Consider the following 15,768-nt stretch of genomic DNA (forward strand, 5'->3'; position numbering starts at 1 on the left):
AACGTGTATAAAACATAGCTAATGTAGGCTTTCCGAACGGTTTTTCTTATTTACAAAGTTCGCCAAATTTTTAATTATGTATATTTAGAAAAGAAAATTTAAACATTAAAATTAAAAATTTGGCTCTTGCTAAATCTGAAAAGGTAGTGTCTATTTATACGCTACGTTTCATACACAAGACCGTTAGCCGTCATTGTAAAACCGACACTTTAAATATCGAATAGACAGAAAAATGATTGAGAATTTACCGACATATATTTCGTTGACTTTTGGACTGACAACAGTCACAACTTTATTGTTTTTTATTTGGTCAGTTAGAAATTCAAATTCTGAACTGACACGAAAAAAAGCAATGCCAATTTTTATTGGTTCGACAATTTGGTTGACAATTCAGGCAGTTCTGACATTTAAAAATATTTACAATTCAGATACAAATTCTTTTCCACCAAAAATAATGCTATTGGGAATTTTGCCGACAATTTTGACAATTATTCTGTTTTTTATAACATCGAAGGGCAGACAATTTATTGACAGTTTACCGCTTAAAAACTTAACCTATCTGAACATCGTGAGAATACCTGTTGAGATCGTTTTGTTTTGGCTATTCTTAAACAAAACCATTCCTGAATTGATGACTTTTGAGGGACGAAACTTTGACATACTTGCTGGAATTACAGCACCTTTAATAGCCTATTTTGGTTTGACAAAACAGAAATTAAGTCGAACAATGATTTTGATTTGGAACTTTGTCTGTTTAGGACTTTTGATAAATATTGTATTGAATGCTTTACTTTCAGTACCATCACCAATTCAAAAATTTGCATTTGACCAACCAAACATTGCGATTTTATATTTTCCATTTAGTTGGCTGCCGACATTTATTGTGCCAATTGTACTGTTTGGACACTTGACATCAATTAGACAACTTTTGAAAAAAAATATGAACAGACAAACGAACGAAAAAATAACGAACGGCTAACATCGTGTATAAGAAATAGCGGTTTCAGTGCTTAAATCGAAGGTCAGTACTTTTTGTAAAGTTAGTACCAAACTGAAAGTGAAGTGCTTTTTGGTCCGCTACTTCTCATACACATAAACAGTTGTGTTTCATGGTGATTTTCCGCCGAAAATGTAATTTGCAAATCAAATATTCTTGAAATAAGTAGTAACATCGACTTAATCGCAACCAGAAAAATATTCAGTAGCAATGTTGAATTAATCACAACTACGAAAAGATTAAGTAGCAAAGCCGAATTAATCACAACTACGAAAAGATTAAGAAGTAACGTTGAATTAATCACAACCGCGAAAAGATTCAGTAGCAACGTTGAATTAATTACAACCACGAAAAGAGTCAGTAGCAACGTTGAATTAATCGCAACCATGAAGAGATTTAGTAGTAACACTGACTTAATCGTAACAATGAAAATCACGAAAACACAACAACGGCTAAAGTTAATGCGGGCTTGATTTCTAATCCGATGTTTTATGTATATTTACTAAGTCGCTAAATCCTTTTCGATTTAGCTTTTGACAACAAATTAAAAACTAAACAAAAAGGCTTCAGCTTAGTGCGTATCCGATAAATCAATGATTTATCTCCCCCACACTAACCTTAGCCAGAGCCGTTAGCTTTAATAGCGAAAAAATGAAATCTAAATTTATAAAACTATTTATACTTGTAGGATTATTAATTAGTTGTAAAACCGAAAAAAAGAAAACATCGAATTTACCTGAATCTGAATTTTCTGAGTTTTCTAATCAACTTATAAATGAAATAAATCTCTATAATTATCAATTTGTGAGAACTTCTTGGAACAAAGATAATTTCAAAAAACGAATCTCAAAATTATCAAATACTGAACGTACAGTACTGAATGCTTATTTTGAAAGTTTTTTTAATGAAAAAGTAATCAATTATAGTCTTGAATATATTGAAGTAATTGAAAAATTAAATGGTAAAATATATTTAGCTGATACAGAAATCGAAGGTAATACAGCGATATTATCATTAGTATCAACATATGATAACAATATTGACTTTTGCAAATTTAGAATTGAAAAAATTAAAAGTAAAATATGGATAACGGATATACTATCCTTAAAGGATAATATTTGGGTTAGTGAAAAACTGAAAAATTTAATGAATCTAAATTCAAAATATATTGCAAGTAATAGAAATGGTAATAGATACAAAGCTAATACTTACTACAATTACTCTAACTCTGAATTAAAATCTGGAAACTATAGAGAAGCATTTAACTACTTGGATAAAGTTCCTGAAAGTCATACTAGAACCTTCGAACACTCAAACAAGAAATTACAGATTGCATCAAATATCAGTGAAGATTTGTACATTAAAACATTATTAGAAGAATATAGACGACAAAACTATTTATATCTTGAATATTTGAAAAGTTATTACACAAATGATTCAACAGGGTTTAACAAAGTATTGATAAAACTTAACTCAAAAATCAACTTAGAAAAACTACCTGATTCCATATTTAAAGAAGACCAATTTTGGAATTAAATCTGAATAAAACTAAAGCTAACAACGGCTAAAGTTAATGCGGGCTTGAGGATTTATTCGATGTTTTGTGTATATTTACTAAGTCGCTAAATCCTTTTCGATTTAGCTTTTGACAAACAAATTAAAAACTAAACAAAAAGGCTTCAGCTTAGTGCGTTCTCGATAAATCCCTGATTTATCTCTCCCACACTACCCTTAGCCAGAGCCGTTGGGCAACAGCAAAAAAACTCACAAAACAAAAGTTTCCTAAAAAAGAAACATTATCTTTGCTTTTAGATATATAACTAAAAATCTAAATGAAGAAAAACTTTGAAATTAAAATTCTAGAAAATGTAATTGAATTCTTTGACTCAATTGAAAAGAAAGCTGTCGAGAAGATTTTACAAAATATGAGAAAATCTCAAATAATACTTGATACTAAGTTTTTCAAAAAGTTGAATGATGAAATATGGGAGTTTAGAACACTCTACAACAAAAAGCAATACAGAATTTTAGCTTTCTGGGATAAATCCTCAAAAACAGATACCTTAGTTATTGGAACAAATGGCTTTGTTAAGAAAACTCAAAAAACGCCGAAAAAAGAATTAAACAAAGCAGAGAAAATTAAAAACGAGTATTTTCAATCTAAAAAAAATTAAAAGTAGTTATTATGAAAACATATTCACTTGAAAGTGTAACCGAAAAATACGTTGGGAAAATAGGAACTGAAAATAGAGACAAGTTTGAGAATGAATTAAAACTAGAACTACTTTCTGAAACTATCAAAAAAGCCCGAAAAGAAAGAAATTTAACTCAAGCTCAGCTTGGAGAATTAGTAGGTGTGCAAAAAGCCCAAATTTCTAAAATTGAAAATAATTTGACCAATGCTAGATTTGATACGATATTAAAAGTTTTTAAAGCTCTTAATGCGAAAATTAGTTTTAATGTTGAATTGTTAAATGAAGATTTAAATATTGCATAAAGCCGATTGCCCAACAACGGCTAAAGTTAATGTGGGTTTCTGTCCTACTCCAATGTTTTGTGTATATTTACTAAGTCGCTAAATCCTTTTCGATTTAGCCTTTTGACAATAAATTAAAAACTAAACAAAAAGGCTTCAGCTTAGTGCGTACTCGATAAATCCCTGATTTATCTCCCCCACACTAACCTTAGCCAGAGCCGTTGGCAAACATTGAAATCACTGTAAAATCCTGAAATAGGTTGACTAAAAATTCATCTAATATTAGTCACTTATGGAAAGTAATCAAAAACAACACTGCCGAAAAAAAACGTACACCAAAGTAGGTTTTGAACTCAAATTATTCATCATTGATCAAATTCAAAACGGTCAAATTTCTACCAACTTTGCTGCTAAAAAATATAACGTTCCTAGATCTTCTATCGATTATTGGATTAAAAAATATTCTACCTTAGAGCAAAAGAAAAAAGCGATGAGTAAACAGGACGAAATCAAAAAATTGAAAAAGAAAATTGAAGAACTTGAATTCGTGAAAGATTTTCAACAAGACATCATAGCCGATATGGAAATCATCACTGGAGCCGAGTCGTCAAAAAAGTCATTGCCCAAAACATTAGCAGACGAGATTCAGAAAAAGAAACAAAACCGTTTAAAAGAAAATGGTTAACTCAATGTTTTGGGATTAGTAAACAAGCTTTCTATAAACGCTTGAAAAATCATCAAAAACAACTACATAACGAACAAATTATCATCAAGCTTGTAAAGGAATGTCGTAACAAAATTGGACAGTTCTTAGGAGCTAAAAAACTATATCATGAACTCAAAAACAAGTTCAAAAACCTTGGAATTAAAATGGGAAGAGATAAGTTTTTTACATTTCTAAAAAATCATAAACTACTGATTAAAAGAAACAAAAACTATCATGTAACCACCAATTCTAAACACTTATTTTACAAATACAAGAACTTAATTAAAGAAAAAGTACCCACTAGAGCCGAACAAGTTTGGGTAACGGATATCACATATATTAAAACAGATAAAGGACATGCATACCTAGCACTCGTTACAGATGCGTATTCTAAGAAAATTATGGGCTATAAGATCGATAACAACATGAAAACTCAGCTCTGCTTAGATGCCCTTAAAATGGCTATCAAAAACAGAAAGTATCCTAATCAAAAATTGATTCATCACTCAGATAGAGGTTTCCAATATTGTAATCCTAACTATACAAAATTTGCAGAAGACAATGGAATAATAATGAGTATGACCGAACAATACGACCCTTACGAAAATGCAGTTGCAGAAAGAATTAACAGAACCTTAAAATATGAATATGGACTAAAAAATGTCATAAAAAATCTTAAATTAGCAAAAATGATTACCAAAAAGGCAGTCAATATTTATAATAATCTTCGTCCACATTGTAGTCTTGATTTATACACACCAAAACACGTCCACTTAAATCAAAATATAAACTACAAATCGTACCGAAGAAACAAAAACAAACTGGAATTATTAACCTTTTAAATAACCAAAAAAGGTCAACCTATTTCAGGACAATACACACAGCTATGAAAAATTTATTAATTTATGAATAAAGAAAGCCAGAAAACACTTCTTGAAAAAGGAATAGAAATCCAAAACGAAGCGACTAACAAGCTTCTTACTCAAACTGTAAATAATATCATTCTTTTAGGATCTTCATTAGTTGTACTTCTTGCAACTTTATCCGATCCAAAGAATCACAACATTTGCGTATATCGTTATCTTCTTTGTATTCTATTACTATCCATTTTTTTCGGAGTAATTTGTATTTCCATGATAACAATTGATTATTACATTCTTGGCAAGAAACTTGAAAAACTGGGAGTAAAACAGCACCTCTCGGATTTGGAATCAAAAACAATAAGAACTGGAAAATTTTATTACTACACGATTTTATTTTCTTTTTTAGGTTGTTTAGTTTCTTTTTTAATATCTGTAGTTTTATTAGTGTTTTATGCATGGTGATAGTTGTTAAATTTCACTCATTAAAAACGGCTGAATGAATATGCCGTGTATGAAAAACGATTTGCCAACACTGCATATAAAAAACAGCTTTGTTTTAGGTTTTCTCGTTGGTTAGTGTTAATTTATTTTGTTTATTTACTAGCTGATAGGTCGCTGCGTTTTAAACGCTGATTTTCATATGCGAGACCGTTGCCAGTAATTATGAACATCGAGAACAGACATAGAATAATTAGCGAAATTTACGACGATTATCTAAGCGATATAGAAGAGCGGATTGAAAAACACTCTTATCCGAAATCAATGCTAACTATTTATTCGAAGGTTAGACAAATCGAGTTGATTAAGAAATCATTGGACAATAGCGATGGAAATTTTTACTCTTCACAAGTATTATTAAGAATTCTGCTTGAGCATTATTTGGTCGGATATTATATGTATTTTAAAACTACGACCGATAAAAATGATAGAATTGGAAACGAATATTTTGATGAATACCTAAAATCGGAAATTATAAAACGTGAGAACTATTATTATAAATTAGATAAAATAAAAGGCAATCCAAAGCACGAAAATATTCAAGGTTATTTAGAAAAATATGGAATATTTGAAAGTATGGAGCAACGAGAAATTGACTCTATTCATCAAAGGGCTTCGCAGTTCGGAATCAGAAAAATAATAAAATATCTTTTTGAGCACGAAAAAGTTACACAAGAAGAAAAGGCAATGCATAATATGTTATTTGACTTTTTAGAAAAATACAACAAGTTATCCTCTTACGTTCACGGAGGAGTTTCAGCAGAAACCGAAACGTTTATTAAAGACGGAGAAACTAAAAGGAAAGAGAAAATTCTAGAAAATAAGGATTGGGGAATTTCAATTGAATTCTCGATAAAATTTTATTTTCTGTTTCTTTTAAATCATAAAAATCCAGCGGAAATTATTAAACTTCAAAACTGTTTGAATAAATAACTACTGGCAACAATGTATATAAAAAATAGCGTAGTTCGTTGCTAACACAATGGTTTGCGCATTTTTGGAAAGTCGCCAAATTTCTAAATTTGACGATTTCCAAGTAAAAAGATAAATAGTAAAATTTAAAAATTCGGCTTGTGTTTATCCGAAAAGTTACAGCTTATTTTCAGCGCTACTTTTTATATACGGAGCCGTTAGCCACAAGCTGAAATGACAACCGAGAAACAAATAGCATTAGGAAAAAAGACAGCTCTTATTTCATTCATTATCGGAACTCTAATTTTTGGAATATATTTTTTGACATCTAATTGGCAACTACTTTTTGTCGGTTATGGATTTATAATTGTTGTAGGAATTTTTAATATAATCATGCTGATTTTAACGCTGAGAAAAGTAAATAACGACTCTGAAAATCGAAAAAAACTACTAAAGACAAGCGGATTAATGCTTTTAAACATTCCGATTCTATTTATTTATGTTTGGTTCACTATGTTGTTAATTGGAAACATGCGAATTACATTTACAAATACAACCGAAAATAAGCTGACTGAAATAAATATTATCGGCTGCGAAACTAAATATATTTCGGAACTCGAACCGAACGAAAGTAAAACTATTTGGGTTGGAATTACAGGTGATTGTTCAATTAGTGTTAAGTATCAAGAAAACGGAGAAAAAAAGAACGAAATTGTTGCTGGATATGTAACTGGCGGAATGGGACAAAAAATAAACCATAAAATTGGAGGAGAAAATCATTTAGAATTTTAGATCAGAAAAAAAGCCGGATGGCTAACAACGGCTAAAGTTAATGTGGGCTTGATTTCTAATCCGATGTTTTGTGTATATTTACTAAGTCGCTAAATCCTTTTCGATTTAGCTTTCGACAATAAATTAAAACTAAACAAAAAGGCTTCAGCTTAGTGCGTATCCGATAAATCGCTGATTTATCTCCTCCACACTAACCTTAGCCAGAGCCGTTAGCTGTAATAAATCAAAACCTTCGTGAATAAAAAAATGAAACAGGATTTTAAAGTTTTGCAGAATATGTTTAAAAATGCAAGAACTAAAAAACATAAATGTTTAATATGTGAAGAAAATTCAATTAATTCTCATTTATTACAAAAAAATGGAATTCTGAATTTTATTAGTTCTAATAATCATATTATTCAAATTAAAGGAAATGATTTTTTTAAGGCAGAAAAGGAAGGAATTATTAGTATCAAACCAATTGGAATAAATAATGCTATGTCATATCCTTTATTCTGTAATTCCCACGATACAGATGTTTTTGCACCAATAGAAACAAAAGAACATAGTCTTAATGATTACAGTAGCCATTTATTATTTTCATATCGTTCATTATGTGCAGAAGTAAGAAAAAAAATGATTAATGTTGACTTATTTGAAAGAATAAAAAACTCAAGTCAATTTGGAACTAACTTTCAATTTTTAGAAATGGCTAAATCTCAAATTGAGGCGAATACAATGGGAATTCAAGATTTGAATTGGTATAAAGATGTTATGGAACTCGAAATCAATAATTCATATAATACAACAGATTACATCTTTGAAAAAATTGATTATGATTTTATACCAATTAGTGCTTCAGCAGTTTATTCCCCAATAAATCCCACAGAACATACTCTGGAAGTTTTAAAAGATTCAGAAAAAGTATTGAATTATATTTTTATAAACTTAATTCCACAAGAAGATAAATTAACTTTAATAATTGGATATCATAAATCAAAAGCGGATAATTGGATAAAAGAATATATTACTTCTTGGAAAAAACTATCTGGTGTAGATTTTGAAAAGAAATTGACTGATTTATTCGCAACTAAAATAGAAACTTGGGCAATTTCACCTGATTATTGGAATGAGTTAGAAACCAAAAATATTAAAGCATTCAAAGAATATTGGAATGATAATGGGAATAATTTGAGAATTACTCAAAGTGTTAATTTTAATTTGTTCGAATAAATTACTACAGCTAACACCGTATAAAATTAATTGCTGGTTTTAGCCTACTTACGAAAGTCCTCGCGGACTTTCTATCTGTGATTTATTTGCTAACTTTAGTGCATAAAACACGCAACTAATCTTATACAACAACGTTGGGTAACATGGTGATTTTCCGCCGAAATTCAACTCCAATTCGTGAAATTAAAATTCTTGAATTATTTCTGAAAATGCAAATTGTAGCTATGCGATTTTACAATTGAAACGCAAAGGTGAAATACGTAAGACTTATTGAAAATATTCAGTATCTATCTGAAATCTAAAACTGAAACGCATAAGCCGAAACGAAAAATCTCTCTGAAATGAAAAAATACTCCGAGATATTACAACTGAAATACAAAAAATGAAGCATGAAAAGTTGAAAAGCTCAAAACTCACTAAAATATGAAAAAGTGAATGTATGATTTCACATTGAGAACATAGAAAATAGCTCTGTGACTCTACAGTCGAAACATGAAAATTGAAAGCAAATGGCTTTAAAAAACAAAAGTCATTGAAAAAGTAGCTTTGAAAATCACGATTACCCAACAACGGCTAAAGTTAATGTGGGCTTGATTTCTTATTCGAAGTTTTGTGTATATTTACTAAGTCGCTAAATCCTTTTCGATTTAGCTTTTGAAAACAAATTAAAAACTAAACAAAAAGGCTTCAGCTTAGTGCGTACTCGATAAATCCTTGATTTATCTCCCCCACACTAACCTTAGCCAGAGCCGTTGCCTACAACCGTGACGAAAAATTTTACGGAATAGAATTCTCTTACCTTATCATTGAATTTATCGTAGCTACATAACTGAAAAACTGAAACGTTGAAATAATCATAAACACGTAACCGAAAGCTGAAACGTTGAAATAATCATAAACACGTAACCGAAAGCTGAAACAATTGAAGTAATCGTAACCACGTAACCGAAAAACTAAAACGTTGAAATAATCATAAACGCGTAACCGAAGGCTGAAACGTTGAAATAATCATAAACACGTAACCGAAAGCTGAAACAATTGAAGTAATCGTAACCACGTAACCGAAAAGCTGAAACGTCGAAATAATCGTAGCTACGTAACTGAAAAGCTGAAACGTGAATTTATCGTAACTATTCGACTGAAAAGTAGTTATGAAAATGGCAGTAGGCAACAACGGCTAAAGTTAATGCGGGCTTGATTTTTAATCCGATGTTTTGTGTATATTTACTAAGTCGCTAAATCCTTTTCGATTTAGCTTTTGACAAACAAATTAAAAACTAAACAAAAAGGCTTCAGCTTAGTGCGTATCCGATAAATCGCTGATTTATCTCCCCCACACTAACCTTAAGCCAAAACCGTTGTGTTTCATGGTGATTTTCCGCCGAAAATGTAGTTTACAATTCAAATACTTTTGAAATCAGTAGCGATGCTGACCTAATCGTAACTAGGAAAAGATTTAGTAGTAACGCCGAATTAACCTCAATCTCGAAAAAATTCAGTAGCAAGGCTGAATTATCATAACCACGAAAAGATTCAGTAGCAACGCCGAATTAATCGCAACCACGAAAAGATTCAGTAGCAAGGCTGAATTAATCAGAACCACGGAAAGATTCTGTAACAACGCTGAATTATTCGCAACCACGAAAAGATTCAGTAGTAACGCCGAATTAATCGTAACTATGAAAATCACGAAAACACAACAACGGCTAAACTTAATATGGGTTTTTCGGTTTTCTCGATGTTTTTGGCTTCTTTACTTTGTCCGCTTAAACTTATTTGATTAGTTTTAAATCGACGAAAGAAAAAACTATAAAATAAGTCTAAGCTAAGTGGCTCGTCCGATAATCTTCCGATTATCAACTCCCACACTAAGCTTAGCCAAAACAGTTGTATGTAAGCAAAAATAAACGTAAAACTGAACAATATTGGTTCAATTATTGTATATTTGATATCAAATTCATTTCTTATGAACAAGACCCAAACATCATTATTATTAGCATTGGCAAAAAAATTAGAGAAAAAAGGAAACTCTAAAGAGGTTGCTATAAAGTCATTAAATTCTGCTGGAATAGTTAATAAAAAAGGAAAAGTAACAAAAGCTTTCCCTAATCTTGAGCGTGTTCTTACTATAGCTGAATAAATGTATAGTTCAAGGTCTAACCTTATTATCGGATTTCACGGATGTGATGAATCTGTAGTTCAAGAACTTCTTACCAAACCTAAAAAAGTAAAAATTAGTGAAAAGCCATTTGACTGGTTAGGTCACGGATTTTATATTTGGGAAAACAATTACGACAGAGCTTTACAGTGGGCAAAAGACAAAGAAAAAAGAGGTAAAATAAAAAAAGCTTCAGTCATTGGAGTTGTGTTCACACTTGATTATTGTCTTGATTTAATCGATAGCGAATTTATAAATGTTCTTACTCAATATTACGAGTTAATGGAAAAGGATTTTAAAACCCTTGGAAAAACATTACCCAAGAATAAGGATGTAAAGGAGGATGAACATAAAGACCTTTTAATTAGGGAACTTGATTGTGCTGTAATTGAATATCTTCATAATCAAATAAAAGAAGAGGTTAATCAAAACAAAACAAGTTCTTTAAAAGAATTTGACTCTACAAGAGGTGTCTTTATAGAAGGAGGTCCCGCTTATCCTGGAGCTGGAATACAAAAGAAAAGTCACATTCAAATTTGTATTAGGAATATGAGCTGTATTAAAGGATTCTTCTTACCGAGAAAATAGCCTACATACAACAATGTATAAAAAACATAGGGGGTTTAGGCTTCCCGAAAAACCTGAGTTTATTTACAAAGTCACCAACTATAAAATTTGGCATTTTCAACAAAAAAGATAAAAGCAAAATATTTATATTTGGCTTAGTGCCAATCCGAAACGTATCGATTATCACCTGCCCTACGTTTTTTATACTGAACGTTAACTTAAATAGCCCACTAATTCCGGTGGAATTAGGCGCAGGAATTTAAATTAACGGTAGGTAACAAGTATTTATCTAAAAAATCACTTAAAAAAAGCCCCGAGCTCGCAGCCGAAAATTTTTTATCGACTTTTGAACTTTTTACTGTCGAAAATACGATTGAAAACTCTCCCGACAATTAAACGAAACGTGCCGAATTGTGCGCTGAAATTTGAAACTGTTTAGAAAATGCAGAAACGTGTTGAAGACTTCGCAGAACTTAACCAATCTTGAAAATTTGAATCAAATCGAAATAGTTTTTACTAAACGAAAATATCAGAAGATGTCCCGAAGAGTTTGCCGAAAGTGAATAATACTGAAATTTAAATACACTGAAATATCTATAATCTGAAAACATGAACGATTTTTCTATATAAGTTACGTGTTTGAAAAATCACTATTCTTTTGAAATTTTGAATCGAAATGCTAAATTAAGTTAACAACAGCTATAATTAATACAGGCTTCACTCCTAGCCTCAAAGTTTGTGGCTGTTTTATTTGGTCACAAAAACCTTTATTGTTAGTTTTAATTTTAAAATTTAAAAATAAACAAAAAGGTTTTTGCTTTAGTCATAGTCCGACACTATATTCTCTGTCTAACTCTGTACTAACCATAGCTAAACCCGTTAACTTAAATAGCCCACTAATTCCGGTGGAATTAGGCGCAGGAATTTAAATTAACGGTAGGTAAACAAGTATTTCTCTAAAAATCACTTAAAAAAAGCCCCGAGCTCGCAGCCGAAAATTTTTCACTGACTTTGGAATTTTGAATTGTCGAAAATCACGATTGAAAACTCTCTTAACAATCATATAGAACGTGCCGAATTGTACGCTGAAATTTGAAACCTTTTAAAATATGGAAACGTGTGGAAGACTTCGCTGAACGTAACTAATCTTGAAAATTTGAATCAAATCGAAATAGTTTTTACTAAACGAAAATATCAGAAGATGTTCCGAAGAGTTTGCCGAAAGTGAATAATCTTGAAATTTAAATACATTGAAATGTCTACTATCTGAAAATATGAATGATTTCTCTATTAAGTTACGTGTTTGAAAATCCACTATTCTTTTTGAAATTTTGAATCGAAATGCTAAATTAAGTTAACAACAGCTATAATTAATACAGGCTTCACTCCTAGCCTCAAAGTTTGTGGCTATTTTACTTGGTCACAAAAACCTTTATTGTTAGTTTTAATTTTAAAATTTAAAACAAAAAAAAAGGTTTTTGCTTTAGTCATAGTCTGACACTTTATTCTTTGTCTAACTCTGTACTAATCATAGCTAAAACCGTTAACTTAAATAGCCCACTAATTCCGGTGGAATTAGGCGCAGAAATTTAAATTAACGGTAGATAAAGAAGTGTTTCTCCAAATAACTACTCGGAATAGAGCCCCTAACTCGCAGCCGATTTTTTTTTGTTCACTTTAGAATTTTAAGTTGTCGAAAATACGATTGAAAACTCTCCCGACAATTAAATGAAACGTGCTGAATTGCGCTGAAATTTAAAACTTTTTAAATATAGAAACGTGTGGAAGACTTCGCAGAATGTAACTAATCTTGAAAATTGGAATCAAATCGAAATAGTTTTTGCTAAGCGAAAATATCAGAAGATATTCCGAAGAGTTTGCCGAAAGTGAATAATACTGAAATTTAAATACACTGAAATATCTATAATCTGAAAACATGAACGATATTTCTATATAAGTTACGTGTTTGAAAATTCACTATTCTTTTGAAATTTTGAATCAAAATGCTAAATTAAGTTAACAACAGCTATAATTAATACAGGCTTCACTCCTAGCCTCAAAGTTTGTGGCTGTTTTACTTGGTCACAAAAACCTTTATTGTTAGTTTTAATTATAAAATATAAAAACAAACAAAAAGGTTTTTGCTTTAGTCATAGTCTGACACTTTATTCTCTGTCCAACTCTGTACTAATCATAGCTAAAGCCGTTGGCAGCAACCTGAAAAAGAAACTAAATGCTAGATAAACAAATTACAGATTTCAACGAAAATTTAATAGGATTACGAGATTTCGTAGAATTAATCGACCCTTTTCTAACTGAAAAATTCGAGGAACACGACAAACATATTCAGCCTATTATTTTATCGGCAATGCTTAAAGAATTTTTGAGTAATGGAGAAAAAATTGAAGATGAAGACAAAGAAAAATTTATTGAGTTTCAAGAAAAAATAGCAAAAGAATTAGACGAGAAATACAAGGAAATACCAGAAGTTAAATTTGAAAAAAAGGAAGATGAAGATGGAAAGAGGGTTTCTATAAAAATCTCCAATTCAAATAATGAAATTTCAAAACATTTAGATAATGCAAAAAAGAACAGGGAACATATAGAATTATTATATACCAATTCGCTAATTTCTACATTAAGTTCAGTTGAATGGTTTTTTTCGCAATTATTACATTTCTATTACGATAAACACCCTGAATCTGCTGGTGTTCAAAAAAGAACAATGACTTTAACCGAATTAAAGACTTTCGGAACAATCGAAGATGCCGAAAAATATCTAATTGATGTGAAAATTGATGAAATTTTAAGAGGCAACTTTGAAAGTTGGATTACACTTTTGAAATCAGAATTATCTCTTGGGTTAGGCTATCTCAAAGACATTAAAGATGAACTAACAGAGGTTTATCAAAGAAGAAATCTTTTTGTTCATAATGGAGGAATTGTAAACTCGATTTATTTATCAAAAGTATCAGAAAATCAACGGAAAGGTATATCCCTTAATGACAAATTATCTGTTGATAAATCATATTTAGATAATGCCATTTGTAAACTTCAAAAAGCATTTATATTAATCGGAGCAGAACTTTGGAAAAAATTAAGTCCAGAAGATATAAAGAGAGGAGAAATACTTGGAGATATTGTATATGAAAATTTAATACATTCAAGATGGGATATTTGCGAGGGATTATGCTTTTTTTCTTTAAAAGATGCTCAAGTTAATCCAGTAGACAAAGTTATTGCCCAAATTAATTATTGGTTATGCAAAAAAGAGATGGATGACTATAAAGCCATAGAAAACGATATTAAAAAAGCGGATTTTTCAGATAAAAAAGAAATCTTTCAACTAGGACTTTTTGCTTTGAGAGGCGAGACAGAAAAAGTACTAAACATATTACCAATTGTACTCGAAACTAATCAAACGAATATTGAAAGACTAGAAGAATTTCCGATTTTAAAAGATTTTAGAGAAACCGAAGAATATAAAGCGTTTAAAAAAGAATCGAAATTTTTTAAAGAAGAAAACAAAGAGGTAATAACACCTGAAAGTGTTGAAAAAGAATAAAAGGCAGCTGCCAACAATGTATAAAAATAATAGCGGTTTAATCGCTAAAACAATATTAAGTAAATTAAAGAACAGGTCTGTGTTTAACCGAAAAGTTAGTGCGTAAAAATCCGCTACTATTTTTATACGAGACCGTTGTAAACAATTTAAGAAAATGCCGAACAAACATTGGAAAATCAATCTAAATAAAGCGATTGAAGATTTAGAAAAGAAAGAAATTATCGGAAAAATTTTTAATGACTTTTTAGATATAACTTATAAATTAGATTGGAAAGGAGCCTGTCACGAAAGTAGTTCTGCGATATATGTTTTATTAAAAGAATCTGGAATTGATTGCAAATGGAAATTAGGAGAGGTCAAAGCTAACAACTATTTTTTTGACCATTCTTGGATTGAAATTAATGGAAAAGTTTTCGATATAGCAATCACAAAAACTTTGCAAGAAGAAGCGAGAAACGCACCAATTATTAACGATATAGATATTGAGACTGATGAAGTTCATAATATTGAATATGGAGCTGTTTCTGGTCTTGAATTTAGTCCACAAACAATAATGGTACAAAATATAAATCTTTCAGAATATTTATCAAACTCACCAATAAGTCCAATTGGGACTTGGGCTGTAGTAATTGACGTAGCAAAAAAACAATTGAATCTTAATTTAAATTTACCGACTTTAATTTCAAAATATCAAGGTAAATTTTATGAACAAGCATAAATTATGGAATTAGAATATACATATATAACTGAATTTTTAAAATTAAATCAATATCTCGAAAAAGGAGATTACGTTTATAAACACGACAAAGATAAATATCCATTAAAGACCGAATTTGATTTAGAGAATCTGTATTTCATAACACAAAGTCAAATGCATAATCTAACTTTAATGAATATGTCAAACAAATCTAATTTGAATATTGATTTAGATAAAACAAAAGACCATTATTGGATATTACAAATACCAAGTTTCGTAAGAAAACAAATATGGTTGAAATAAAAACTGTTTACAACACCGTGTA

The 15,768-nt window shown here is 30.3% G+C and carries 14 protein-coding genes; all 14 read left to right on the plus strand.

Features of this window, described 5'->3' with window-relative positions:
• Window positions 1-232 precede the first annotated feature (232 nt).
• The 14 genes from ACXGQW_RS00570 (at window position 233) to ACXGQW_RS00635 (ending at window position 15,464) form a co-directional block, all read left to right on the plus strand.
• On the plus strand, window positions 233-979 hold the full coding sequence (locus ACXGQW_RS00570; protein ID WP_457823178.1) for a hypothetical protein: 747 nt from the start codon (window positions 233-235) through the stop codon (window positions 977-979).
• A gap of 669 nt (window positions 980-1,648) precedes the next feature.
• A complete protein-coding gene (locus ACXGQW_RS00575) occupies window positions 1,649-2,533 on the plus strand; it encodes a hypothetical protein (protein WP_457823179.1) in 885 nt (294 codons plus the stop codon).
• A 296-nt stretch (window positions 2,534-2,829) separates the two neighbouring features.
• Entirely contained in the window at window positions 2,830-3,171 is a 342-nt protein-coding gene (locus ACXGQW_RS00580; protein ID WP_457823180.1) for a type II toxin-antitoxin system RelE/ParE family toxin, read from the plus strand.
• An 11-nt stretch (window positions 3,172-3,182) separates the two neighbouring features.
• Window positions 3,183-3,494 carry a helix-turn-helix domain-containing protein gene (locus ACXGQW_RS00585; protein WP_457823181.1) on the plus strand — a complete coding sequence of 104 codons (312 nt, stop codon included), beginning with the start codon at window positions 3,183-3,185 and terminating at the stop codon, window positions 3,492-3,494.
• A 271-nt stretch (window positions 3,495-3,765) separates the two neighbouring features.
• Window positions 3,766-4,158 carry a helix-turn-helix domain-containing protein gene (locus ACXGQW_RS00590; protein WP_457823182.1) on the plus strand — a complete coding sequence of 131 codons (393 nt, stop codon included), beginning with the start codon at window positions 3,766-3,768 and terminating at the stop codon, window positions 4,156-4,158.
• 14 nt (window positions 4,159-4,172) lie between these two features.
• Complete coding sequence (locus ACXGQW_RS00595; protein ID WP_457824203.1) at window positions 4,173-5,021, plus strand: IS3 family transposase; 849 nt, start codon at window positions 4,173-4,175, stop codon at window positions 5,019-5,021.
• A 63-nt stretch (window positions 5,022-5,084) separates the two neighbouring features.
• Window positions 5,085-5,504 carry a hypothetical protein gene (locus ACXGQW_RS00600; protein ID WP_457823183.1) on the plus strand — a complete coding sequence of 140 codons (420 nt, stop codon included), beginning with the start codon at window positions 5,085-5,087 and terminating at the stop codon, window positions 5,502-5,504.
• A 201-nt stretch (window positions 5,505-5,705) separates the two neighbouring features.
• Window positions 5,706-6,473 (plus strand): hypothetical protein, encoded by a 768-nt coding sequence (locus ACXGQW_RS00605; RefSeq protein WP_457823184.1) that lies wholly within the window; start codon window positions 5,706-5,708, stop codon window positions 6,471-6,473.
• A gap of 213 nt (window positions 6,474-6,686) precedes the next feature.
• The gene (locus ACXGQW_RS00610; protein WP_457823185.1) at window positions 6,687-7,244 is read left to right on the plus strand and encodes a hypothetical protein; all 558 of its coding nucleotides are present in this window, start codon (window positions 6,687-6,689) and stop codon (window positions 7,242-7,244) included.
• Between the two features lie 246 nt (window positions 7,245-7,490).
• A complete protein-coding gene (locus tag ACXGQW_RS00615) occupies window positions 7,491-8,456 on the plus strand; it encodes a hypothetical protein (RefSeq protein WP_457823186.1) in 966 nt (321 codons plus the stop codon).
• Between the two features lie 1,966 nt (window positions 8,457-10,422).
• The gene (locus tag ACXGQW_RS00620; protein ID WP_457823187.1) at window positions 10,423-10,596 is read left to right on the plus strand and encodes a hypothetical protein; all 174 of its coding nucleotides are present in this window, start codon (window positions 10,423-10,425) and stop codon (window positions 10,594-10,596) included.
• Window positions 10,597-11,202, plus strand: a complete 606-nt coding sequence (locus tag ACXGQW_RS00625) for a hypothetical protein (protein WP_457823188.1) — start codon at window positions 10,597-10,599, stop codon at window positions 11,200-11,202.
• Window positions 11,203-13,414: 2,212 nt separating this feature from the next.
• Complete coding sequence (locus ACXGQW_RS00630; RefSeq protein ID WP_457823189.1) at window positions 13,415-14,746, plus strand: hypothetical protein; 1,332 nt, start codon at window positions 13,415-13,417, stop codon at window positions 14,744-14,746.
• Window positions 14,747-14,900: 154 nt separating this feature from the next.
• Window positions 14,901-15,464 (plus strand): lasso peptide biosynthesis protein, encoded by a 564-nt coding sequence (locus ACXGQW_RS00635; RefSeq protein ID WP_457823190.1) that lies wholly within the window; start codon window positions 14,901-14,903, stop codon window positions 15,462-15,464.
• The last annotated feature ends 304 nt before the right edge of the window (window positions 15,465-15,768 follow it).

This window comes from Wenyingzhuangia sp. IMCC45533 (assembly GCF_054111225.1).